Source organism: Pseudomonas koreensis, from assembly GCF_025447595.1.
GTDB classification, from domain to species: domain Bacteria; phylum Pseudomonadota; class Gammaproteobacteria; order Pseudomonadales; family Pseudomonadaceae; genus Aquipseudomonas; species Aquipseudomonas koreensis_H.
Genome location: NZ_JAOEJU010000019.1, coordinates 68427 through 92778 on the forward strand (window position 1 = coordinate 68427; position 24352 = coordinate 92778).

Consider the following 24352-nt stretch of genomic DNA (forward strand, 5'->3'; position numbering starts at 1 on the left):
AGCTCGCTCCCACACTGGTCCTGGATGCGACGGAGCAATCTGAAGCAACACCCTTCCTGTGGGAGCGAGCTTGCTCGCGAATGCACCAGCGCGGTTCAACTGGCAGAAACCCGATAATCAGCGTCATCAACACCTCGGCCTCCCGCTGCTCCTCACGCAAGCCCACGAACCGGCTCATTGCACCGCTCCGATATCGAATTCCAGCGGTTTGGCCGCTTTCTGCCCGATCCCGTACCAGTCCAGATTGCGGGTCAGCACCATGAACACACCGAGCAGACCGAACAGCAGCAGCGAGCCCATCAGCAGCGCGTAATCCTCGGCGCTCAGCAAGCCATAGAGCAAGCCGTACAACGCTGCCAGCCCCGCCGAAAAGCTCAAGCCATGACGCAGGCTGCGCAGTACGTGGCAGACGTAGAACCCGATCAACAGCACACAACCACTGGCCGACAACAGATACGCCAGGGCAAAACCGATGTGCTCCGACAACGACAGCAGCAACAGATAAAAGAACGCCAGCGCCACGCCCACCAGCGCGTATTGCACCGGGTGCACCGCCAGGCTTTTCAGCACTTCGAACAGGAAGAAACCGGCGAACGTCAGAACGATGAACAGCAGCGCATATTTGATCGCCCGGTCGCTCTTCAGATACTGATCCACCGGATCGATGAAGCTCACGCCGAAACTGCGCCCGTTGAATGCCTCGCAATCATTACCCGACACGCAACGGCTCATCGCTTCTTGCAAATTGGTGGAGAAAAACGAGGTCTGCCAGTCGGCGGTGAAACCCTGATCGGTGATCTCGCGTTTGGCCGGCAGGAAGTTGCCGATGAAGCTTGGGTGCGGCCAGTTGGCAGCGAGGTTCACACGGCTGGTCTTGCCCACCGGCAGCACCCGCAACGAGCCGGTGCCTTGCAGGCGCAGGTCGAAGCCGAAGGCCAGTTCCGTGGTCTTGCTGGTGTCCAGCGCCGGCAGCGTCACTCGCACACCCTCGCCCAGCCAGCCAACCTGAGTACCCGGAACGAAGTCCAGGCGTTGCGCGCCCAGTTCCAGCTTCAGCGCGTTTTCGATCCCGCGAATGTCGCTGATGCCGACCGCCAGGAACGGCGCATCGAAGGTGTAATCGACGAAGTCTTCCTTGATCCCCAACTGCGCCGGCACCGAGAAATGCCCGCTGATACGGTTTTCGGCATGAAACAGTCGCGCCTCGTAAATGCCCCGGGCGCGCAGTTCGGTCTGCACTTGGCCGTCGAGCTCAAAACGCTCCGGCAGGAAATACAGGCGTCCGCGTTCTTCACCGATTTCCTGGTAACGCTCGTCGCTCTTCTCTTTGGTTTTCCAGGTGCGCACCACTTTGCGATACGGCACAACCATCACCGGCCCGCTGAGTTGCTGGCTGTAGCTTGAGCTTCTGGCGATGTCTTCCAGCACCCCGTCACGCAGTTGCTGGCGATCGTCGATGATGCCGTCGATCATCAACAGCGGCACCAGCAACACCAGGATCAGCAGGGCAATGGCCCCGAGTTTGAATGTCAGATTTCGGTTCATCGGAACGCTCCCTTGTTGGAATGGAGCGAGTCTGCAAACGCTGTATGGTTTTGTTATGGAGGTTGTGTGGGCTTTACGTGGAAATACCTGTAAAACGCTGTTCCACGGGAGCCACCACCCGACTTTTCGGGCTCCGACGGACAAATGGAACAAAGGACTATTGGATTGCGTAACAACTCATTCGATCTGATCAGGCACGTAGCCGCGTTATTGGTACTGGTCAGCCATCACTTTGCCCTGAGCGGTTTGCAGGAGCCGGGCATCGCTGGCTACAACTCGCTGGGCGGCATCGCGGTCATCGCCTTCTTTTCGATTTCCGGCTTGCTGATTACCCACAGTTTCCTCAACGCCAAGGGCCTCACTGACTATCTGAGCAAACGTGTTGCGCGGATCTTTCCAGCACTGATCGCTTGTGCATTCCTCATGACGTTTGTAGCCGGCGCGCTGTTTGCCGAGGGCTATGTGACAACCCCCGCCGTCCTGATCGACTTCCTGCGCATCTCGCTGTTCGGGCGGGCGAGCATCGAGCCAGTCACTGACGGGTTTATCTTCAGTGAGTCCTTCAACGGCAGTCTCTGGACGCTGAAAATCGAATTCGCTTTTTATCTGCTGGTGGCGGGGGTGCTGAGTCTGCACCGACGGGCGGCAGCAGCGGGTGCGATGCTTGCGGTGTTCTGCGTGGCGACCTATGTACTGGGCAACGGCCCTGCTACCGCACTGACTCAGAAACTGGCGGTGTATGGATGTGCCGGGATCGCGTTTTTTGCCGGATCGCTGCTGGCCTTCTACAAGCCACTACTGAGCGACAGGCGCCGATTGGCAATCATGCTGGTGGCCTGTGTCGGAGCTGCTTTGCTGGCAACCGGAACACCGATGGCCGGGGTGGTCGTCACCCTGTGCATCTGCCTTGCCACCCTGAGTGTGGGCCTGCTCTACGTCGATCACACCATCCGGGGTCGATTCGACCTGTCCTATGGCATCTACCTGTATGCGTTTCCTGTACAGCAACTGGTGATCAACAAGACATCGCTGACGTTCGTACCGTCCATGCTGCTGTCGGCGCTGATCGTGATAGTGCTGGCCATCGCCTCCTGGCATTGGGTCGAGCGACCGGCGCTGCAATGGGCGCATCGCCGAAACAAGGCCCGCATCAACGAGGCCGCAACGCCGTCCTGAGCGGCGACGGTTTACCGGGAGGATCACGGCAGGTGCAACTGCACCTGCACGCCCCCTGCCAGATTCTCGATACGCAGAGAACCACCGTGCAGCTTGACCACTTCCTCGACGAAATTCAGCCCAAGCCCTGTGCTTTTGCGCCCGCTGTCAGGACGCGGCAACGAATAAAAGCGCTCGGTCAGACGCGTCAGTGCGTAATCGGGGATGGGCGCGGCTTCGTTGAACAGGCAAAAAACAATCTGGCCGCCGACCCGCTCGGCGTCAAATCGCAGCAAGCCCTTGGGGGGCGTGAAGTCCAGTGCGTTTTCCAGCAGGTTGCCCAAGGCCTGGCGCAGCAGAAACGGCTCACCAAGCAACGCCAGATCGGCGGGGATAGCCCGTTCGATTCTTAGCTGTCGCCCTTCAATCCGTGCGGTCTGTGCCTGCAAGACTTCATCGACCAACGCCGCGAGCGGCACGGCGACACGCTCTTCAAGACCCTGACGCTGTTCTACCTGAGCCAGATCGAGCAGGCGCTCAATCAACTGCTGCATCCGGGCACTTTCGCTGTCGATGTTACCGACGAATCGCAATCGCTGATCCGGCGGCATCTCGCCCTGCAACAACTCGGCGGCACCGCGAATTGCCGCCAGCGGACTCTTCAATTCATGGGTCAGGGTGTGCACATAACGCTCGACGTAGGCCTTGCCTTCGAGCTGGGTGCGCATCTGTTCCACAGCAGCCGCCAACTGCTCCAGCTCGCCACCGCGATAGTGCGGCACCGCCACCCGGCGGCCCTCGCTCACGGCCTGGGCGTACACGGTCAAGCGGTGCAACGCGCGGCTCAGCCACCACGACAGCACAGCGCCCAACAGCAGACCGAGGCCGATCAATCCGGCGCCGTAACCGAGCAAACGGCGTTCGGTGCGATCGACATAGGGTTGCAGTGAACTGTTGGGTTTGGCCACGGTGACCACGCCGATGATCGCGCCGTTGTCGCGGATCGGCGCGCCCACGTGCATGACCGAGGAGTTCGGATCATTCGGGTCACTGCGACTGGAGCGTGCGCCGTATTCGCCGCGCAGGGTCAGGTAGACGTCGTTCCAGCGCGAGTAGTCCTGGCCGACCGCGACACCACTGGAGTCCAGCACCACAATGCCCTTGGCGTCGGTGACGTAGATACGGTGATTGACCTGATTTTTCGCCAGTCCCCAGATCGTCGCTTTCGGCTGGCGCTCACCATAGGCGCGGAGCAATTCGGGCCAGCGATTCTGGTTGAGGGTGCCGGCCTTGAAATCGTCCCGCAGGATTTCCGCCATCAGGTTGGCGGTATCGACCAGGGTTTCTTCGGTGGACTGACGCACGCCGGGGCGGATTTCTTCCATAACGGTGTTGAGCACGAAATACCCGGTCAGGCCGATGAACAGCACGTACACCAGGAAAATCCGCAGCCCCAGCGACATCAGCTGTGCCCCGGGCTGTAGCTGTAACCGAGGCCGCGATGGGTCTGGATCGGCTCGGCCTCGGCGCGCACCAGACGCAATTTGGCGCGCACGCTTTTGATATGGCTGTCGATGCTGCGCTCGTAACCGGCATCCGCCGCCACGCCCAGCGCATCGAGCAATTGCTCGCGGCTGAACACCCGCTCGGGTTGTTCGAGCAGGCATTGCAGCAGACGGAATTCGTGGCGGGTCAGGCTCAGGGGCTGGCCGCGATAGCTGATCTGTACGCGTTCGGGATCGACGCGAAACAGCGCCGATGACGCCTCGATGACCGGACGTGGCGCCATGCGTTTGAGAATCGCCCGGACCCGTGCCGCCACTTCTCGCGGTGAAAACGGTTTGACGACGTAATCGTCGGCACCGATTTCCAGGCCCACCACCCGGTCAATTTCGGCGTTGCGGGCGCTGAGGAACAACACCGGCACTTCACTGAAACGACGCAGCTGCTTGCAGGTTTCAAAGCCGCTGATGTCCGGCAGGCCGATGTCGAGGATGATCAGATCCGCCGGGTTCTGGCGCTGATGCTCCAGCGCCGCCGCGCCCAGGCTCAGCCAGGTCGTGGTGAAGCCCTCGCCCTGCAAGGCAAAAATCAGCGTGTCGGCAATCGCCGCTTCGTCTTCGACAATCAGGATATGAGGCATGGCGTCCGAGCCTGTGGGTTAAGTGCGCGAACGGTGCCCCAAGCCCGGCGTTACGTCAATGAGACCACCAGCGTCGCGTCTCACAAATGCGTTCCTTTTTTGACGAGTGGCTGTTGTCGTCAGGCAAGGCGCCGCGACGAGTCATAGCCCGCTATGGCGAGGAGCGGCAACGCAGCATGACGGCAACAGACACCGTCAAAAAGGAACAGCATTTGCGAGACACGACGCTCGATCAGCAGTCCGGCTTGTCCGCCGTGAAGCGTCGCGCCGGGTTCACCGCCGCGCCGAACTCGCGCAGGGCCTTGGCGCCGATCAGCAACGGGTAGTTGAAGTTGCTGCGGTCAGTCAGGTTGACCTCCACGGTACGCTTGACGTCGCCCAGGCACAGCTCCAGATCGACCACCGGGCGCTTGGCCACTTCGGTGCTTTCACCCTCGTCTTCTTCATCCGAGCGGCTCTTGATCTTGCTGATCCGCGCAACCTTGTGCTCATACACCTTGTTGCTGGCGTCCTTGGTGGCCAGGCGGAAACGTACCCAGTCTTCACCGTCGCGCTTGAACGTCTCGATGTCCTTGGCCGACAGCGAGGCGGTCAGCGCGCCGGTGTCCATCTTGGCCTTGAGCACTTCGCCACCGATTTCCGGCAGCGCGATGTATTCGTAACGACCGTACAGGGTCGGTTCGGCGGCAAGCACCGGCAGGGCGACGAGGGAAAGCAGTGCAAGGAGGGATTTCACGTAAGGGGCTTCCTTGGGAAATGGGGGCGTGAGACGCGAGATTTTAGACCGTTGTTCGCATGAACGTTCCCGCAAGGCTAACGTGCCAAAGGTGAAACATTCGTCAGCACCGATTTGGCCTGCCGGCCGAAGCCACTTATCATGGCGCGCCCATCCGTTTTCCAAGAGTTGCTTATGCGCCGCCTGCTCACCGGCTGTCTCGTCACCCTGCTGCTGTTGTCCAACACCCTCGTGCTCTTTGGCCCGCTGATGGTGTTCGCCCTGCTCAAGCTGATCCTGCCGGGGCGCTTTCGCGACTACGCCTCGTGGGCGGTGATGTGGATCGCCGAAACCTGGGCGGAAATCGACAAGCTGATCTTTCGCCTGTGCATCCCGACGCAATGGGACATTCGCGGCGGCGAAGACCTGCGCAGCGACACCTCCTACCTGGTGATCAGCAACCATCAGTCCTGGGTCGATATCCCGGCGCTGATCCAGACCCTCAACCGACGCACGCCGTTCTTCAAGTTCTTCCTCAAGAAAGAGCTGATCTGGGTGCCCTTTCTGGGCCTGGCCTGGTGGGCACTGGATTACCCGTTCATGAAGCGTTACACCAAGGCGTTCCTGGCGAAGAACCCGGAACTGGCCGGCAAGGATCTGGAAATCACCAAGGCCGCCTGCGAACTGTTCAAGCGCCAGCCGGTGACGGTGGTGAACTATCTGGAAGGCACGCGTTACACCGCCGCCAAAAGCACTCAGCAGCAATCACCGTTCAGCCACCTGCTCAAGCCCAAGGCGGGCGGCGTGGCGTTCGTACTGGCGGCGATGGGCGAACAACTGGACGCGATTCTCGATGTGACCGTGGTTTATCCACAGCAGAAAATTCCGGGGTTCTGGGACCTGATCAGCGGCAACGTGCCGCGCGTGATCATCGACATCCAGACCCGCGAGCTAGATCCGGCCCTGTGGCAGGGCGATTACGAAAACGATCCGGTGTTTCGCGAGAAGGTCCAGAACTGGGTCAACCAGCTCTGGACCCTCAAGGATCAGCGCATCGCCGAACTCAAAGGCGAGCGCCGCTGAGTCAACCGTTGGTGCCGGTGCCCCAGATGCTGCCCAGGCTTTGCAGCAACGAGCCGCCGACACCCTGCTGTCCGAGGTATTGCAGCAGGATCGGGGCAAACTGGCCGACCATCCCGCTGTCCATGCCCAGCGCACCGAAGGCGTTGTTCAGGTCATTGGTGTCCTTGACGTTGCCCAGCGCATTGTCCAGCCCGGCGGACTTGCCCGACGAGCCGAGCAAACCGCTCAACGCAGCCAGATTGCCGCTACCGCCCGACAACTTGTCGATGCCCGGCACTTCCTTGGCCAGTTCGGAATAATCCGTGTTGCTCAGTTGGTTCTTCGCCAGGCCCAACATGGCGCTGGTGCCGCCGACCGCTTGCTGCGGCGTGACATTCAGCGCGCTCAAGGCACTCAGCAGACCGGCGGTTTCCGATGTCGGCGCCGCAGCGGCAGCCTTGTCCCCGCCCTGCATGCCCGATACCGCACCGGCCACGTCATTCAAACTGAAACCGGCAAACACCGGCCCTGCCGCCAGGGTCAGGAGCGATACCAGGGCAAAACCGCGTGAAATCTTCATTCAGACATCCTCTTGTGGCGTGAAGATCGCCCGGATACTGGCGATCAAACTGGCGTTTTGACCGGGCGAGTGTCTGCATGTTCCGGCCTGAGGCGGTCATTTTCCTCTAACAAATCCGGAAAAACTTTATTTCTTATATCACTCGTTTCTAAATACCAGGATCGCTACTTCAAACCGTGCTTAAAGACTGTAACTTATGACAGTAGTCGCGAACGACAGGTACAGAGAACATTGCTGCTCCAGACCTGTAATGGAGTACGAACAATGTTGAAACAAACTTTCGCTGCTGCGCTGATCAGCATCGCCCTGGCGAGTGTCGCCTATGCCGACTGCCCGAAAGCGACCTCAATTACAAAACAACCCGATGGCAGCTTTGTAGCAACAACACCGGAGGGCAAGTTCCCGGTAGACGTTGATCCTGAAAGTGCCAGCCAGTCCGAAGTCCAGAATCTGATATTTACTGCAGTTCGTCTCAAGGAAAAGGACCAACCTGCAGCCAGAGCCATCTGCCAATACGAAGATGGAAAGAAACCTTCATTGCTCGGTGCATCGCTGGTCGTGAAAACCGGCAACCCCATCCAGCCTTCCGGTTCAAACTGGCAGGGCGATGATTGTTCGACCAAGGATGGTGACGTGACGAAATGCGCGTTCAAATGATGCGAAGATAATTTGTCTTCTGAAGTGCGTTCAACGAAAAAGGGCAACCCGTGGGTTGCCCTTTTTCATTTGCGCAACTTACGCCGCACTGAACAACTTGTGCGGATCAATCACAAACTTCTTCGGCACGCCTGCATCGAACTCGCCGTAACCTTCCGGCGCCTGGTCGAGGCTGATGACCTGCACGCCCACCACTTCGGCGATGTTGATGCGGTCCCACATGATCGCCTGCATCAGTTGGCGGTTGTACTTCATCACCGGGGTCTGGCCGGTGTGGAAGCTGTGGGATTTGGCCCAGCCGAGGCCGAAACGGATGCTCAGGCTGCCCATTTTCGCGGCAGCGTCCACGGCACCCGGATCTTCGGTCACGTACAGGCCCGGGATACCGATCTTGCCGGCTACGCGCACTACGCCCATCAGCGAGTTGAGTACGGTGGCCGGGGCTTCGGATTTGACGCCGTCGTGACCATGGCCACGGGCTTCGAAGCCAACGCAGTCCACCGCGCAATCCACTTCAGGCTCGCCCAGCAGCGCGGCGATCTGTTCATGCAGCGGGGTGTCTTTCGACAGGTCGACGATTTCGAAACCCTGAGCCTTGGCGTGGGCCAGGCGGATGGTGTTGACGTCGCCGACGATCACCACCGCAGCGCCGAGCAAACGGGCGGAGGCGGCTGCAGCCAGACCGACCGGACCGGCGCCGGCAATGTAAACGGTGCTGCCCGGACCAACGCCAGCGGTGACGGCGCCGTGGTAACCGGTCGGCAGAATGTCGGAGAGGCAGGTCAGGTCCCGGATTTTCTCCATGGCCTTGTCGCGGTCCGGCAGTTTCAGCAGGTTGAAGTCGGCGTAAGGCACCAGCACGTATTCGGCCTGGCCACCGGTCCAGTCGCCCATGTCGACGTAACCGTAGGCACCGCCGGCGCGGGCCGGGTTGACGGTCAGGCAGACGCCGGTGTGTTGCTCCTTGCAGGAACGGCAGCGCCCGCAAGCCACGTTGAACGGAACGGACACCAGGTCGCCGATTTTCAGGCTTTCGACGTCGCTGCCCTTCTCGATCACTTCACCGGTGATCTCGTGCCCCAGCACCAGACCGACCTGGGCAGTGGTACGGCCGCGCACCATGTGCTGGTCGGAGCCGCAAATGTTGGTTGAAACCACACGCAGGATGACACCGTGCTCGATCTTCCTGCCGCGCGGATCCTGCATTTTCGGATAGTCGATTTTCTGTACTTCGACCTTGCCAGCGCCGAGATACACCACACCACGATTGCCAGACATGCTTTCACCTCGCTGTTGTTTTTATGGAACCGCGCCGCCCAGGCAGGCAGCGCGTTAAGTGCTCGGGTACAGATGCTGATTCTTGTGTTGCCTGTTATGGCCTCATCGCCAGCAGGCTGGCTCCCACAGTTGATTTCTGGTGTCACTGAGATCTGTGATCAACACAAAACCCTGTGGGAGCGAGCTTGCTCGCGATAGCAATCTAAAGAACGACGGTGCGATTGGCGTTCAAAAACACCCTCCGCTCAATGTGATACCCGACAGCCCGGGCCAGGGTCAGGCCTTCGATGTCGCGGCCCTTGGCAATCAGGTCTTCCGGGTAATGACTGTGATCCACCGCCTCGACGCCCTGGGCGATGATCGGCCCCTCGTCCAGGTCGTTGTTGATGTAGTGCGCGGTCGCCCCCACCAGTTTCACGCCCTTGTTGTAGGCCTGGTGATACGGCTTGGCGCCCTTGAAGCCCGGCAGCAGCGAGTGGTGAATGTTGATCGCCTTGCCATCGAGCTTGCGGCACAGCTCCGGCGACAGCACCTGCATGTAGCGGGCGAGGATCACCAGTTCGGCGCCGGCTTCCTCGATCACCTGCCACACCTGCCGCTCCTGGGCCGGTTTGTCGTTCGGGTCGAGGGGGAAATGGTAGTAGGGAATCTGGTGCCAGTCGGCCAGCGGCTTGAGGTCCGGGTGGTTCGACACCACCGCCGCCACGTCCATCGACAACTGGCCGATGCGCTGGCGGTAGAGCAAGTCGTTGAGGCAGTGATCGGCCTTGGAGACCATGATCACCACTTTCGGCCGGTAGTTCGGCGCGGTCAGCTCGAAGATCATACCGAACGCCTGACCACGCTCGGCGAGGCCGGCGCGGAAGGATTGCTCGTCAAAACCGTCGGGCTGACGGAATTCCACACGAATGAAGAACCGGCCCGAGAGCCGGTCATCGAACGAGTGGTGCTCGGTCACGTAGCAACCCTGCTCGAACAGAAAACGCGTCACCGCGTCTACGGTGCCGAGAACGCTGGGGCAGTCGGCGGTCAGAATCCATGTATCCGGGGCGCGGCTCATTGTTTTCTCCTGGGTCAGGCCTCTGATCGTTCCCAAGCTCTGCGTGGGAACGCCGCCATGGACGCTCTGCGTCCGCTCTTGGGACGCGGAGCGTCCCGGGATGCATTCCCACGCAGACGGTTCGACGTGGGAACGATCATTACGCCTGGACGCTCAACCCGTACTCAGCCGAAGCATCCTGCAACCACAACCACCAGTAATCCGAGAAGCTGCGACGGATCAGCAGTTCCCAGGTGTCTTCGGCGGTGTGGCGGATCATCAGCTGCGACTTGGCGAACACCGTGCCGACAGCCTTGCCGACCGGGAAGTTGTTCGGGTGCACGTCGTAGCTGGTGGATTTCATCAGCACCTGACGCACGTTCGGGCCGCTCAATTCGAGTACCTGCTGGCCGCCGCTGACGTTGACGATCGCGATGTGCAGATCGCCCAGCGCTTCGCGCAGTTTCTGCTCGGCTGCGAACTCTTCACCGCTCGGCACGATCAGCAGCCACTCGTCCGGGCCCATCCATTGCAGGCTGGTTTCACCTTTGACGATCACACTCAGGGCACCCGGCAACTCAATGCCCAGCGCTTTGTGCACGCCGGCGGCGAACGCGGCATCGTGACCATCGCCACGGATGGTCAGATGGCCGAGGAGTTTCTTCTCGCGCACGGTCACGCCGGCGGTCTTGCGGCCCTTGCCGACCAGGCTGGCGAGGTCGGCGTGATGCAGCGACGACTCGGCCTTGGCCCCGGTGGTCGGGCGTTGTTGGTAAACGTTGGCTGTGGTCATAAAGCACCCTTCCTGAATTCTGTTGGTACCGGTGGTGGCTCAACTATCGCCATCGCGAGCAGGCTCGCTCCCACATTTGACCGCGTTCCCCTGTGGGAGCGAGCCTGCTCGCGATTGGCAGGCCGCCCACAGTTCCCGAAGTCATCAAATGTTCTGGCGATCGCCTTTCGGATCGAAGAACACCGAAGAAACTATTTCCGCCTCGATCACGCTGCCATCCGCCAGCGGTGCGAACACCCGCTCGCCCAGACGCTTCAGACCGCCCTTCACCACGCCCATGGCAAACGAATAGCCGAGGGAGTTGTGCGCGTAGCTGGAGGTCACGTGGCCGACCATGGTCATCGGAATCGACTGCTTGGTGTTGAACACCAGTTGCGCGCCCTCCGGCAGCCAGACATTCGGATCGATCGGCTTCAGGCCGACCAGCTGTTTACGCTGGTCACGCACGCAGTCTTCACGGTTCATGCCGCGCTGGCCGATCCACGAGAACGGTTTGGTGCGACCGACGCACCAGCCCATGTTCAGGTCGTCCGGGGTCATCGAGCCGTCGGTGTCCTGACCGACGATGATGAAGCCCTTCTCGGCCCGCAGAACGTGCATGGTTTCGGTGCCATACGGGGTCAGGTTGTATTGCTTGCCCGCCTCGACGATTTTTTCCAGCACGCCCATCGCATAGTCGGCCTGGACGTTGACTTCGTACGACAGCTCACCGGTGAACGAGATACGGAACACCCGCGCCGGCACACCGCCGACCAGACCTTCTTTCCAGGTCATGAACGGGAACGCTTCGTTGGCCAGGTCGATGTCGGTCACGGCACTGAGCAGCTTGCGGCTGTTCGGGCCGGACAGGGTCATCGTCGCCCAGTGGTCGGTGACGGAGGTGAAGTAGACCTTCATCTCTGGCCATTCGGTCTGGTGGTACAGCTCCAGCCATTGCAGTACGCGAGCCGCGCCGCCGGTGGTGGTGGTCATGACGAAATGGTTGTCGGCCAGACACGCCGTCACACCGTCGTCGAAGACCATGCCGTCTTCCTTGCACATCAGGCCGTAACGGGCCTTGCCCACGTCGAGCTTGGTCCAGGCGTTGGTGTACACGCGGTTGAGGAACTCGCGGGCGTCCGGGCCCTGGATGTCGATCTTGCCCAGGGTCGAGGCGTCCAGCAGACCGACGCTGTCGCGCACAGCCTTGCATTCGCGTTTGACGGCGGCATGCATGTCTTCGCCGTTTTTCGGGAAATACCACGGACGTTTCCACTGACCGACGTCTTCGAACTCGGCGCCGTTTTTCAGGTGCCATTGATGCAGTGCGGTGTAACGCACAGGTTCGAAGATGTGCCCGCAGTGACGGCCAGCTACCGCGCCGAAAGTGACCGGCGTGTAGTTCGGACGGAACATCGTGGTGCCCATCTGCGGGATGGTCACGTTCAGCGAACGGGCGGCAATCGCCAGGCCGTTGACGTTGCCGAGCTTGCCCTGATCGGTGCCGAAGCCCAGCGCGGTGTAGCGTTTGACGTGCTCGACCGACTCGAAACCTTCGCGGGTCGCCAGTTCGATGGCGGCGGCGGTCACGTCGTTCTGCAGGTCGACGAATTGCTTCGGCGCCCGTGCGGTGGCTTTTTCATGCGGCACCTGGAACAGCGCCAGCGTCGGTTCTTCCAGACGGCTCAGGGCTTTCGGCAGGACCGCTTCGACGCTCTGAAACCCCGCTTCGGACGCAGCGCGCACGCCACCTTCAAAACCGTCGGCCAGGGAGTCGCCGAGACCGTAGACGCCGTTGATGCCACCGACGCACACGCGTTTCTGCGGTGCTTCGCCCGGCACGAAACCGAGGATGTCTTCGCGCCAGATCGGCTTGCCGCCGAGGTGCGACGCCAGGTGAACCACCGGGCTGTAACCGCCGGAGCTGGCGATCAGGTCGCAGTCGAGCCATTCGCCCGGGCTGGTGACCTTGTGCCCTTTGACATCGATCGCCGCCACGCGGGCAGCGGTCACGTGCTTGCTGCCACGGGCCTCGATCACGGCGCTGCCGGTGAGGATGCGAATGCCTTTGGCGCGCGCTTCTTCCACCAGCGCGCCACGCGGATTGCTGCGGGCGTCGGCAATGGCGACCACTTGCAGGCTGGCGTCGAGCCAGTCCAGCGCCACGCGGTAGGCGTGATCGTTGTTGGTCGACAGCACCAGTTTCTTGCCCGGTGCCACGCCGTAACGGCGCACGTAAGTCGAGACGGCACCGGCGAGCATGTTGCCCGGCACGTCGTTGTTGCCGTAGACCAGCGGACGCTCGTGAGCGCCGGTCGCCAGCACCACACGCTTGGCGCGGACGCGGTGAATGCGCTGACGCACCTGGCCGATCGGAGCGCGGTCGCCGAGGTGATCGGTGAGGCGTTCGTGAATGGTCAGGAAGTTGTGGTCGTGGTAACCGTTGACCGTGGCGCGCGGCAACAGCAGCACGTCCGGGGTGTTCTTCAATTCGGCAACGACACTGGCAACCCATTCCACCGCAGGCTTGCCGTCGAGGCTTTCGCGGGAGTCGAGCAGGCTGCCGCCGAACTCTTCCTGTTCATCGGCGATGATCACTCGGGCACCGCTGCGTGCAGCGGCCAGGGCAGCGGCCAGACCGGCAGGGCCGGCGCCGACGATCAGCACGTCGCAGTGCTGGTTCATGTAGTCGTAGGTGTCCGGATCGTTCTCGGTCGGCGAGCGGCCGAGGCCGGCGGCCTTACGAATGTATTTCTCGTAAGTCATCCAGAACGATTGCGGATACATGAAGGTTTTGTAGTAGAAGCCCGGCGGCATCAGCTTGCCGCCGACCTTGCCGAGAATCCCCATCATGTCGTTGTTGACGCTCGGCCAGCCGTTGGTGCTGGTGGCGACCAGGCCCTGGTACAACGCCTGTTGCGTGGCGCGCACGTTAGGGATCTGAGTGGCTTCGGTCGCACCGATCTGCAGCACCGCGTTCGGCTCTTCGGCACCGGCGGCAAAGATGCCGCGCGGACGCGAATACTTGAAGCTGCGGCCAATGATGTCGACACCGTTGGCCAGCAGGGCTGCGGCCAGCGAGTCGCCTTCAAAACCTTTGTAGGTCTGGCCGTTGAAGGTGAAGCTCAGCACTTTGTTGCGGTCGATCCGTCCACCGTTGGACAGGCGATTGGTCTGGCTCATACCTTCTCTCCCAGCGCCGTCGTGGCTGTTTTCGCAGTGTCAGCCTTGTCGGTGAATTGTGGCTTGGTGCCGATCTTGTAGGTTTCGAGAATCTCGTAGGTCACGGTGTCGCGGGTGACATTGAAGTACTGGCGGCAACCGGCGACGTGATCCCACAACTCGTGGTGCAGTCCGCGCGGGTTGTCGCGGAAGAACATATAGTTGCCCCACTCCTCGTCGGTGCAGCTTGCAGGGTCCAGAGGACGCGGGATGTGCGCCTGACCGGATGCGTGGAATTCCTCTTCGGAGCGCAGTTCGCCGCAGTGAGGACAGAAGATGTGCAACATAGGGATTTCTCCTGTTAGTGGGCGACGGCAGCAGCGCCGTGTTCGTCGATCAGTGCGCCGTTGTGGAAACGGTCGATGGAAAACGGTGCGGCCAGCGGGTGCATTTCACCCTTGGCCAGGCTTGCGGCAAACACGTTGCCCGAGCCAGGTGTGGCCTTGAAGCCGCCGGTGCCCCAACCGCAGTTGAAGAACATGTTCGGCACCGGGGTTTTCGAAATGATCGGGCAGGCGTCCGGCGTGGTGTCGACGATGCCGCCCCACTGACGGTTCATGCGCACCCGCGACAGCACCGGGAACATCTCGACGATGGCCTGGATGGTGTGCTCGATCACCGGGTACGAACCGCGCTGACCGTAGCCGTTGTAGCCGTCGATACCGGCGCCGATCACCAGGTCGCCCTTGTCGGACTGGCTGATGTAACCGTGCACGGCGTTGGACATGATCACGCTGTCGATAATCGGCTTGATCGGCTCGGACACCAGCGCTTGCAGCGGGTGGGATTCGATCGGCAGACGGAAACCGGCCAGCTTGGCCATGTGCCCGGAGTTACCGGCGGTGACCACGCCGACGCGCTTGGCGCCGATAAAGCCCTTGTTGGTTTCAACACCGATGCACACGCCGTTTTCCTTGCGGAAACCGATCACTTCGGTCTGCTGGATCAAGTCCACGCCCAGGGCGTCGGCGGCACGGGCAAAGCCCCACGCCACGGCATCGTGACGGGCCACGCCGCCGCGACGCTGGACGGTTGCGCCCATTACCGGGTAGCGGGTGTTTTTCGAGCAGTCGAGGTACGGGATCTCGTCCGCGACTTGCTTGGCGTTGAGCAGTTCACCGTCGACGCCGTTGAGGCGGTTGGCGCTGACCCGACGCTCGGAATCACGGATGTCCTGCAGGGTGTGGCACAGGTTGTAGACGCCGCGCTGGGAGAACATCACGTTGTAGTTCAGGTCCTGAGACAGGCCTTCCCACAGTTTCATCGCGTGTTCGTACAAGTGCGCCGACTCGTCCCACAGGTAGTTGGAACGGACGATGGTGGTGTTGCGCGCGGTGTTACCGCCGCCCAGCCAGCCTTTCTCGACCACGGCCACGTTGGTGATGCCGTGCTCTTTGGCCAGATAGTAGGCCGTCGCCAGACCGTGCCCGCCGCCGCCGACGATGACCACGTCGTAGACCTTTTTCGGGGTCGGCGTGCGCCACATGCGCTGCCAGTTTTCGTGGTGGCTGAGGGAGTGTTTGAAGAGGCCGAAGCCCGAATAGCGTTGCATAGTCATGTACTCCAGAACGCTCAGCGATAAACCGGGAAGTCAGCGCACAGGGCCGAAACCTGCTGGGCGACGTTGGCCTCGACATCGGCATCGCCGAGGTTGTCGAGGATGTCGCAGATCCAGCCGGCCAGCGTCACGCACTGGGTCACCTTGAAGCCGCGAGTGGTCACCGCCGGGGTGCCGATGCGCAGGCCGGAGGTCACGAACGGCGACTGCGGGTCGTTCGGTACGGCGTTCTTGTTGACGGTGATGTGCGCGCGACCGAGGGCGGCGTCTGCGTCCTTACCGGTGAGGCCCTGACGGATCAGGCTGACCAGGAACAGGTGGTTGTCGGTGCCGCCGGACACTACATCGTAGCCACGTTTGATAAATACGCTCGCCATCGCCTGGGCGTTGTCGATCACTTGTTGCTGATAGGCCTTGAAGCCAGGCTCCAGCGCTTCCTTGAAGCACACGGCCTTGCCAGCGATGACGTGCATCAGCGGGCCACCCTGGGCACCGGGGAATACGGCGGCGTTGAGCTTCTTCTCGATTTCTTCGTTGGACTTGGCCAGGATCAGGCCGCCACGCGGACCGCGCAGGGTCTTGTGGGTGGTGGTGGTGACCACATCGGCGTACGGCAGCGGGTTCGGGTACAGACCGGCAGCCACCAGACCGGCGACGTGGGCCATGTCGACGAACAGCAGCGCACCAACCTTGTCGGCGATCTGACGGAAGCGCGGGAAGTCGAGGGTTTTCGAGTAGGCCGAGAAACCGGCGACGATCATTTTCGGTTTGCACTCGACGGCCAGACGCTCGACTTCGTCGTAATCGATCAGACCGGTCTTGGTATCGATGCCGTACTGCACGGCGTTGTACAGCTTGCCCGAAGACGAGACCTTGGCGCCGTGGGTCAGGTGACCGCCGTGGGCCAGGCTCATGCCGAGGATGGTGTCGCCCGCTTGCAGCAGGGCCAGGTACACGGCGCTGTTGGCCGAGGAACCGGAGTGCGGCTGGACGTTGGCGTAGTCGGCGCCGAACAATTGCTTGGCGCGTTCGATGGCCAGGGCTTCGACCTTGTCGACGTGCTCGCAGCCACCGTAATAGCGCTTGCCCGGATAGCCTTCGGCGTATTTGTTGGTCAGGCCGCTGCCTTGCGCTTCCATCACGCGTTTGCTGGTGTAGTTCTCCGACGCGATTAGCTCGATGTGATCTTCCTGACGTTGCTCCTCGGCATTCATCGCCGCCAGCAGTGCATCGTCGTAACCCTGGATCTGGTCTTGCTTGCTGAACATCGCGTCTCTCCCAGCGGCATCTGTGCGCCATTCGTCTCGGTAAGGCACGGCGTTCAGCCAATGCCCTTTGATGCGATGGTATGGCCGGCGCAGGGAGGTCAAATGCCTACGGGCGCCACGCAAAGGTGCGTTTACGACATGGCGTGAAATGCCCTCGCCAGACTCCATCTCGAAAACACTGGAGAACCCTGTGGGAGCGGGCTTGCCCGCGAAGAGGGAGTGTCAGTCGACATCATTACTGTCTGACCCGGCGCATTCGCGGGCAAGCCCGCTCCCACAGGGTTATAGGCAAGCCGTGCGTATTGCGAGCAACAGCATGAAATGTACGGGATAAAGGGCATACGCCCAGCGCCTCATCGGGGGCGGCTGAAGATGTCGCGCGTGTCGCAACAGGAACATTCCGAGCACTGGCGCCATCAGGCATGTCGCAATCCCGAGGATGGCGACCAGATTGCCGAACTGCGCAGATTCGTAGAGCACCCGCCATTGATTCGCGGCCAGACACAGCAGGCCCGGCAGCAGGCTGAAAAACCAGGGTCGACGAAATACCAGCAACGTCGCCAGTGGCAGCAGGACGCCGAACAAGCCGAACATCAGTCGCTCCGGGAAAATAGCCGCCACCAGCAATGCGCCGACAGCCAACAATCGCGGAATAAGCGCCCGATCCTGCCAGCCCCGCGCCACCAGCAGGCCCAACGCCAGCGTGGGCATCACGTTCAAAGTGTCGGGCTCGGGAATGTACAAGCGGTAGGGAATTTCACTCACAGCGCTGAACAGCAACAACCAGCCCAGATAGCGCCATTCGGTCTTGCGCGCGCCGTCCCGCGCCAGGTTCGCCGCCATCGCCAGGCAGAACCACGGGAACGCCAGTCGTCCCGGCACATACAGCCAATCGGCACTGATCCCGACATATCGCAGGTGATCGAGCAGCATGCTCAGCAGCGCGAGCCACTTGAGCAGATCGAGTGCGCCGTCGCGCTGGCTCAGGTGCATAATCGGCTCGCATCCTTGTAAAGTTCTGACAGCGACATCCCGTGTGCTCCCCGGATGATCTTCGGTACAGTGCGCACCATCATTGACCCCACGAAGCGCCACAAGCGCCTCGATCACGGAAGCCGGCCATGACCGACAAGAGCCAACAATTCGCCAGCGACAACTACTCCGGTATCTGCCCCGAAGCCTGGGCTGCCATGGAACAGGCCAACCACGGCCACCAGCGCGCCTATGGCGACGATGAGTGGACAGCACGCGCCTCCGATTATTTCCGCAAGCTGTTCGAGACCGACTGCGAAGTGTTCTTCGCCTTCAACGGCACCGCCGCCAACTCCCTCGCGCTGTCGTCGCTGTGCCAGAGTTACCACAGCGTGATCTGCTCGGAAACCGCCCACGTCGAAACCGACGAATGCGGCGCACCGGAATTCTTCTCCAACGGTTCGAAACTGCTGATCGCCGGGACTGAAAACGGCAAGATCACCCCGGCCTCGATCCGCGAAGTCGCGCTCAAGCGCCAGGACATCCACTACCCGAAACCGCGCGTCGTGACCCTGACCCAGGCCACTGAAGTGGGCAGCGTCTACACCCCGGAAGAAGTCCGCGCCATCAGCGACACCTGCAAGGAACTGGGCCTGAACCTGCACATGGACGGCGCGCGTTTCTCCAACGCCTGCGCGTTCCTCGGCTGCTCGCCGGCAGACCTGACCTGGAAGGCCGGCGTCGACGTGCTGTGCTTCGGCGGCACGAAAAACGGCATGGCGGTGGGTGAGGCGATCCTGTTCTTCAACCACAAACTGGCCGAAGACTTCGACTACCGCTGCAAGCAGGCCGGGCAACTGGCCTCGAAGATGCGTTTCCTGTCGGCCCCGTGGGTCGGCATCCTGGAAAACGACGCCTGGCTCAAATACGCCCGCCACGCCAACCACTGCGCACAACTGCTGGCCGAACTGGTCAGCGACATTCCGGGCGTGGAACTGATGTTCCCGGTCCAGGCCAACGGCGTATTCCTGCAACTCTCGGAACCGGCCATCGCCGCCCTGACCGCGCGCGGCTGGCGCTTCTATACCTTCATCGGCAAGGGCGGCGCCCGCTTCATGTGCTCGTGGGACACCGAAGAAGAACGCGTCCGCGAACTGGCACGCGACATCCGCGAAGTCATGTCCCACTAAAGTCCCGGCTTACACAGCCCCCCCCTGAGGGAGCGAGACTGCTCGCGATGAGGCCAGCACATCCAACCTGGATGCAAGCTGACATTGCGCCATCGCGAGCAGGCTCGCTCTTACAAAAGCCCGCCTGATCGCCCTCACCGTCTGCGCCTGAAGACTTGGTCTACATTGTTTGTCGAGCCATCGCTCACATAACAATAAGCAGGAGCTTGCGCATGTCGCTAAAAGGCAAAACCTTGTTCATCACTGGCGCCAGCCGTGGCATCGGGCGCGAGATTGCGCTGCGGGCTGCACAGGACGGGGCCAATATCGTGATCGCGGCCAAGAGCGCCGAACCGCACGCCAAGTTGCCCGGCACCATCCACAGCGTCGCCGCTGAAGTCGAAGCGGCGGGGGGCAAGGCTTTGGCGTTGCAACTGGATGTGCGTGATGAAGACGCGGTGCGTCAGGCGCTGGCCCAGGCCAATGAACATTTCGGCGGGATTGATGCGCTGGTGAACAACGCCGGGGCGATCAAGCTGACCGGTGTGCAACACATCGAACTCAAGCGTTTCGACCTGATGCACCAGATCAACACCCGCGCGGTGTTGCTCTGCAGCCAGGCGGCCCTGCCCTATCTGAAAAAATCCGCCGGGCACATTCTCAACCTGTCACCGCCGCTGAACCTGGCCAGCAAATGGTTCGCGCAATACAGCCCCTACACCGTGACCAAGTACGGCATGAGCATGCTGACTGTCGGGATGAGCGAGGAGTTCGCCAACTATGGGATCAGCGTCAATTCGCTGTGGCCGCAGACCATGATTGCCACGGCGGCGATCGAGTTTCAGCTAGGCAACCGGGAGTCGTTCAAGCATGCGCGCACGCCCGCGATCATGGCGGATGCGGCACATGTGATTCTGGGCAGCAGCGGACGGAGAATTACCGGGCGGCTGTTGATTGATGAGGAGATTTTGCGGGAGAGCGGCTTGACCGAGTTCGATCATTACCGCTTTGAGCCAGGAAGTGATGCGAAGTTGATGACAGACTTATTCGTCGACTGAACGACAAGCCATTGTGGGAGCGAGCCTGCTCGCGATTGCGGTGAATCAGTCAATATCAATATTGAATGTTCCGACGTCATCGCGAGCAGGCTCGCTCCCTCAGGCTTATCCCATTCGGATCAATACTCGATACGAACATCCCCCTTCGGCACACTGCAGCAAGAAAGAATGTACCCCTCCGCCTCGTCGTCCTCGGTGATCCCGCCGTTGTGATCCATTTCCACCTCGCCGCCCAGCTTGAGCACCTTGCACGTCCCGCAGATCCCCATGCCGCAGGCTTTCGGGATCATCAGGCCGACCTTGGCCGCCGCCGCATGCACGGTCTCGCCCGGCGCAACGCGGATGCTCTTGTCCGAAGAGGTGAATTCCACCAGGTGCAGATCCGCCGCCGGGACTTCCGGTGCCTCTGCTGCCTGCTCCGCCTGCTCGACTGCATCGGCGCGGGCTTCCGGTGGCGTGGCGCCGAAGGATTCCTCGTGATAGCGCTTCATGTCGTAGCCGGCGTTTTCCAGCAGGCGCTTGACTGCGGTCATGTACGGCGTCGGGCCACAGCAGAAGACTTCGCGCTCGAGGAAGTCCGGCACCATCAGTTCCAGCATCTTGTGGTTGAGGTAGCCGCGATAGCCGGCCCACGGCTCGCCCAGCCCGTGTTTCTCGCAGATCAGGTGCAGACTGAAGTTGTCGATCCGCGACGCCATGTGTTCCAGCTCGCGGTGGTAAATGATGTCTTTCGGCGAGCGAGCGCTGTGGATGAACGTCATGTCGACGTTGCCGTTGGTGTCGTAGAACCAGCGCGCCATGGACATGCACGGCGTGATGCCGACGCCGCCGCTCAGGTACAGCACTTTCGGGCTCGGGAAGTCGATGGCGTTGAACAGTCCGACCGGCCCGTGCACCGCCAGCTCCTGGCCTTCATGCAGCGTGTCGTGCAGCCAGTTGGACACCTTGCCCCCCGGCACGCGCTTGATGGTCACCGAAAAACTGTACGGCACCGATGGCGAGCTGGAGATGGTGTACGAACGCATGATCGGCTGGCCTTCGATCTCCAGCTCCAGGGTCACGAATTGCCCGGGCTTGAAGAAGAACAGAATCGGCTGGTCGGCCATGAAACAGAAGGTGCGCACATCCCAGGTTTCCTGGATGACTTTGACGCAACGGACGATGTGTCGGCCATTGGCCCAGGTCTGGGTGGTGACCGGATTCAGGAAGCTGTTCGACATGCTGTTCTCCACGGCCGACTGTCGGCCTTCATGTGGCGATTCTGCGTATAGCGTGAAGCGCCCGTTTACCTATCCGCGACATTCACATACTTATCGCGACCAGCCCCCAACCACCGGGGGTTGCGCGTCGGGAACAGATTGCACCATGTCGCCCATGGATAAGGTTCCGGGCAGCGGCGGCCCCACACTCGCCCCCAACACAAACAGATTCTTTACACCTTGCGTAGCAACCCTGATCAGCCACTTTCGCGGCCACGCAGATGGCCTTGAGGATTACATCGATGGACACCGCAAAAATCAGCCTGGGCGACCCGCTGGAACCCGCACGCAAGGCCACCGCACAAATGCTGCAGGAACGCGAGCGCACCTACTCCCTGCCGCAACCTTTCTACAGCGACGAGCGCCTGTTCGATATCGACATGCAGGAGATCTTCCAGAAGGAGTGGTTGATCGCCGGCATGACCTGCGAAATCCCGGCCAAGGGCAACTACATCACCCTGCAGATCGGCAAGAACCCGATCATCGTCATTCGCGGCGCCGAAGGCGTGGTGCATGCGTTCCACAACGTCTGCCGCCACCGTGGCTCGCGCCTGTGCACCAGCGACAAGGGCAAGGTTGCCAAACTGGTCTGCCACTACCACCAGTGGACCTACGAGCTGGACGGTCGCCTGCTGTTCGCCGGTACCGAGATGGGCGCCGACTTCGACATGAAGCAATACGGCCTCAAACCGGTGAACGTGAAGACTGCCGGCGGCTACATCTTCATCAGCCTGGCGGAGAACCCGCCGGCCATCGATGACTTCCTGTCGACGCTGAACCACTACATGGAACCGTACGACATGGAGAACACCAAGGTGGCGATTACCACCACCTTGATGGAAAAGGCCAACTGGAAACTGGTGCTGGAAAACAACCGCGAGTGCTACCACTGCAACGGTTCGCACCCGGAACTGCTGAAAACCCTGCTGGAATGGGACGACGTCACCGACCCGCGCGCCGATCAGGCGTTCAAGGACCACGTCGCCGCCTCCGCCGCTGCCTGGGAAGCCGAGAAGATCCCTTACGCCCACGCCAGTTTCGGCCTGCGCAACCGCATCGTGCGCATGCCGCTGCTCAAGGGCACCGTGTCGATGACCATGGACGGCAAACAGGGCTGCGCCAAACTGATGGGCCGGATCAAGAACCCGGATCTGGGCTCGATGCGCATCCTGCACCTGCCGCACTCGTGGAACCACTGCATGGGCGACCACATCATCGTGTTCACCGTGTGGCCGATCAGCGCCCAGGAAACCATGGTCACCACCAAGTGGCTGGTGCACAAGGATGCGGTCGAAGGCGTGGACTACGACGTCGAACGCATGCGCAAAGTGTGGGACGCGACCAACGATCAGGACCGTCGTCTGGCTGAAGAAAACCAGCGCGGGATCAACTCCACGGCTTACCAGCCGGGCCCGTACTCGAAGACTTATGAATTCGGTGTGGTCAACTTCGTGGACTGGTACAGCGAGCGGATGCTGAGCAACCTCGGGGCCGAGCCTGCGCCTTACCTCAAGGGTGTTCCAGTTCAGGGCTAAAATCAAAAAGCTTCGCGAGCAAGCTCGCTCCCACAGGGAAACGCGTTCCACTGTGGGAGCGAGCTTGGTCCGGGCGGCGATCCGACGAAAGGGCCGGGCCAGTCATCACATCACTTCGATGACCACCTCACGCTGCCATCCTCCCCGATAAACTCCTCGAAAATCTCCTCCCCCACCAACCTGATCTTCGCGTAGCCATTCAACACCCGCAGCGGATAGTCCGGATCGTTCGCATCCTTCGTCTCCGAAAACAGCACCCGCGAATGCCCGTTCAGCTCGCTGGTGGTGCCGTAGGGAATCGCCCCGTGGCCGGCGCATCGTGCATGCAGTCCGCCCTGAGTCGCGTAGACGATGCCGTTATGCAGATGCCCCCAATACCAATAATCCGGCTCACGCCCCAGTGCATCGCACACCGGTTGATACAGCGCGGTCTTGTTGTGCCCGGTGATGTCGAAACCCTGATGGTGGCTGAGCACCATGAGTTTCTTGCGTTTGGGCAGGCCCTTCATCCACTCGATCTGCGGCTTGTTCAGCGTGCCGTCCATGTACAGGTTCATGACGTCCGAGGCGTACGCCGTGTCCAGCCCGACAATCAGCCAGTCGTCGTTGATCAGGGCGAAGTAGCTGGTGCCCTGTTGCCCCGGAAAGCGCGCGGCCAGTTCCTTGAAATAACCGTGGGCGCCGCTGTACATCTCGTGGTTGGAATTGAGGGTGAACGAGCCGTGGGTACCCATCGGCCAGCCGGCCATGTCGGTGTCTTCCTGGGAGTGGGTGCCCGCGTAATAAACATCCCCCAGGTGAATGGTGAAATCGGCATTGGCCAGTTGCATCTGGTTGGCCACCGACACCGCCGGCGCATGGCTGTTGAATGGCCCGGTGCCCCAGTCGCCGGCAATCGCCAGCGTCACTTCGCGCTCCATTTTCACCAGCGCCGGATCGGTGCCGAAGGTCGCGTGATGGCGCAGGTTCTCGATCCACTTGAGCAGCGCCTCGCTCCACAGCAGATCCAGCAGCTCCCACTTGCGACAGCCGAGCAGCGTGCCGTCCTTGAGCACCTTGGTCTGCAGTTGATCGGGCGATTGCGGCAGCGGCGTCGCATTACCGATGCGCAGGATCGACAGGCCGTGGGACAACTCCCACGGCACCGCCGGTTCGTCGTCCGGCAGCTCGCCGTGCTTGAGCACGTATTGCGCCTGATCGTGACCGCGCTGGAGCAACTTGATGATGGCCTCGAATTCCTTGGGTTCGAGTTCGCTGATGAGCTTCATCCAGGCCATTTCGATGCGTGTGAACAAGCCGTGCAGGCGCACCTTGACCTTGTCGTATTCGTGTTTCAGATGACCGACCGCTGACATGACGTAATCC

Annotated in this window: 21 protein-coding genes; 6 read left to right on the forward strand and 15 right to left on the reverse strand. The window is 61.3% G+C overall.

Annotated features, from left to right (window positions below; genetic code table 11):
• Nucleotides 1–174: 174 nt before the first annotated feature.
• A complete protein-coding gene (creD, locus tag N8H71_RS21085) occupies nt 175–1545 on the reverse strand; it encodes a cell envelope integrity protein CreD (protein WP_262195552.1) in 1371 nt (456 codons plus the stop codon).
• Nucleotides 1546–1710: 165 nt separating this feature from the next.
• Here creD and N8H71_RS21090 point away from each other — a divergent pair, with 165 nt between their 5' ends.
• The gene (locus N8H71_RS21090; RefSeq protein ID WP_262195553.1) at nt 1711–2721 is read left to right on the forward strand and encodes an acyltransferase family protein; all 1011 of its coding nucleotides are present in this window, start codon (nt 1711–1713) and stop codon (nt 2719–2721) included.
• 23 nt (nt 2722–2744) lie between these two features.
• On the opposite strand, the gene creC is transcribed toward N8H71_RS21090, so the two are convergent.
• From creC to N8H71_RS21105, 3 genes are all read right to left on the reverse strand, one after another.
• Entirely contained in the window at nt 2745–4163 is a 1419-nt protein-coding gene (gene creC / locus N8H71_RS21095; protein WP_262195554.1) for a two-component system sensor histidine kinase CreC, read from the reverse strand.
• On the reverse strand, nt 4163–4843 hold the full coding sequence (gene creB / locus N8H71_RS21100; RefSeq protein ID WP_085746625.1) for a two-component system response regulator CreB: 681 nt from the start codon (nt 4841–4843) through the stop codon (nt 4163–4165). Before creB ends, creC begins: the two co-directional genes overlap by 1 nt.
• Nucleotides 4844–5075: 232 nt before the next feature.
• Nucleotides 5076–5579: an ATP-dependent zinc protease family protein gene (locus N8H71_RS21105; protein WP_007959815.1), complete on the reverse strand. Its 504-nt coding sequence runs from the start codon at nt 5577–5579 to the stop codon at nt 5076–5078.
• Nucleotides 5580–5753: 174 nt separating this feature from the next.
• Here N8H71_RS21105 and N8H71_RS21110 point away from each other — a divergent pair, with 174 nt between their 5' ends.
• Complete coding sequence (locus N8H71_RS21110) at nt 5754–6641, forward strand: acyltransferase (protein ID WP_085746626.1); 888 nt, start codon at nt 5754–5756, stop codon at nt 6639–6641.
• A gap of 1 nt (nt 6642) precedes the next feature.
• Here the strand turns inward: N8H71_RS21110 and N8H71_RS21115 are convergent, their stop codons facing one another.
• Entirely contained in the window at nt 6643–7200 is a 558-nt protein-coding gene (locus N8H71_RS21115; RefSeq protein WP_262195555.1) for a DUF2780 domain-containing protein, read from the reverse strand.
• A gap of 264 nt (nt 7201–7464) precedes the next feature.
• Here N8H71_RS21115 and N8H71_RS21120 point away from each other — a divergent pair, with 264 nt between their 5' ends.
• Nucleotides 7465–7857: a hypothetical protein gene (locus N8H71_RS21120; RefSeq protein WP_262195556.1), complete on the forward strand. Its 393-nt coding sequence runs from the start codon at nt 7465–7467 to the stop codon at nt 7855–7857.
• A gap of 78 nt (nt 7858–7935) precedes the next feature.
• Here N8H71_RS21120 and fdhA read toward each other — a convergent pair whose 3' ends face one another.
• The 8 genes from fdhA to N8H71_RS21160 form a co-directional block, all read right to left on the reverse strand.
• Nucleotides 7936–9135 (reverse strand): formaldehyde dehydrogenase, glutathione-independent, encoded by a 1200-nt coding sequence (gene fdhA, locus N8H71_RS21125; protein WP_011336270.1) that lies wholly within the window; start codon nt 9133–9135, stop codon nt 7936–7938.
• Nucleotides 9136–9337: 202 nt separating this feature from the next.
• Entirely contained in the window at nt 9338–10195 is an 858-nt protein-coding gene (purU, locus tag N8H71_RS21130; RefSeq protein WP_007959808.1) for a formyltetrahydrofolate deformylase, read from the reverse strand.
• Between the two features lie 139 nt (nt 10196–10334).
• Nucleotides 10335–10967 (reverse strand): sarcosine oxidase subunit gamma, encoded by a 633-nt coding sequence (locus tag N8H71_RS21135; RefSeq protein ID WP_262195557.1) that lies wholly within the window; start codon nt 10965–10967, stop codon nt 10335–10337.
• Nucleotides 10968–11111: 144 nt separating this feature from the next.
• On the reverse strand, nt 11112–14129 hold the full coding sequence (locus N8H71_RS21140; protein WP_085608922.1) for a sarcosine oxidase subunit alpha: 3018 nt from the start codon (nt 14127–14129) through the stop codon (nt 11112–11114).
• Nucleotides 14126–14455: a sarcosine oxidase subunit delta gene (locus tag N8H71_RS21145; RefSeq protein ID WP_262195558.1), complete on the reverse strand. Its 330-nt coding sequence runs from the start codon at nt 14453–14455 to the stop codon at nt 14126–14128. Before N8H71_RS21145 ends, N8H71_RS21140 begins: the two co-directional genes overlap by 4 nt.
• A gap of 14 nt (nt 14456–14469) precedes the next feature.
• The gene (locus tag N8H71_RS21150) at nt 14470–15720 is read right to left on the reverse strand and encodes a sarcosine oxidase subunit beta (RefSeq protein ID WP_003206307.1); all 1251 of its coding nucleotides are present in this window, start codon (nt 15718–15720) and stop codon (nt 14470–14472) included.
• A 20-nt stretch (nt 15721–15740) separates the two neighbouring features.
• Nucleotides 15741–16994 carry a serine hydroxymethyltransferase gene (glyA, locus tag N8H71_RS21155; RefSeq protein ID WP_007959804.1) on the reverse strand — a complete coding sequence of 418 codons (1254 nt, stop codon included), beginning with the start codon at nt 16992–16994 and terminating at the stop codon, nt 15741–15743.
• A gap of 282 nt (nt 16995–17276) precedes the next feature.
• On the reverse strand, nt 17277–17987 hold the full coding sequence (locus N8H71_RS21160) for a conjugal transfer protein TraX (RefSeq protein ID WP_262195559.1): 711 nt from the start codon (nt 17985–17987) through the stop codon (nt 17277–17279).
• Nucleotides 17988–18115: 128 nt separating this feature from the next.
• On the opposite strand from N8H71_RS21160, the gene N8H71_RS21165 reads away from it, so the two are divergent.
• Both N8H71_RS21165 and N8H71_RS21170 read left to right on the forward strand, forming a co-directional pair.
• Nucleotides 18116–19156 carry a low specificity L-threonine aldolase gene (locus N8H71_RS21165; protein ID WP_114885981.1) on the forward strand — a complete coding sequence of 347 codons (1041 nt, stop codon included), beginning with the start codon at nt 18116–18118 and terminating at the stop codon, nt 19154–19156.
• Nucleotides 19157–19368: 212 nt separating this feature from the next.
• The gene (locus N8H71_RS21170) at nt 19369–20193 is read left to right on the forward strand and encodes an SDR family oxidoreductase (protein ID WP_262195560.1); all 825 of its coding nucleotides are present in this window, start codon (nt 19369–19371) and stop codon (nt 20191–20193) included.
• A gap of 119 nt (nt 20194–20312) precedes the next feature.
• On the opposite strand, the gene gbcB is transcribed toward N8H71_RS21170, so the two are convergent.
• Entirely contained in the window at nt 20313–21413 is a 1101-nt protein-coding gene (gbcB, locus tag N8H71_RS21175; protein ID WP_007959796.1) for a glycine-betaine demethylase subunit GbcB, read from the reverse strand.
• A 281-nt stretch (nt 21414–21694) separates the two neighbouring features.
• Here gbcB and gbcA point away from each other — a divergent pair, with 281 nt between their 5' ends.
• Nucleotides 21695–22987: a glycine-betaine demethylase subunit GbcA gene (gene gbcA / locus N8H71_RS21180; protein ID WP_179693452.1), complete on the forward strand. Its 1293-nt coding sequence runs from the start codon at nt 21695–21697 to the stop codon at nt 22985–22987.
• Between the two features lie 110 nt (nt 22988–23097).
• Here gbcA and N8H71_RS21185 read toward each other — a convergent pair whose 3' ends face one another.
• Entirely contained in the window at nt 23098–24342 is a 1245-nt protein-coding gene (locus tag N8H71_RS21185) for a metallophosphoesterase family protein (RefSeq protein WP_207984170.1), read from the reverse strand.
• Nucleotides 24343–24352: the final 10 nt, after the last annotated feature.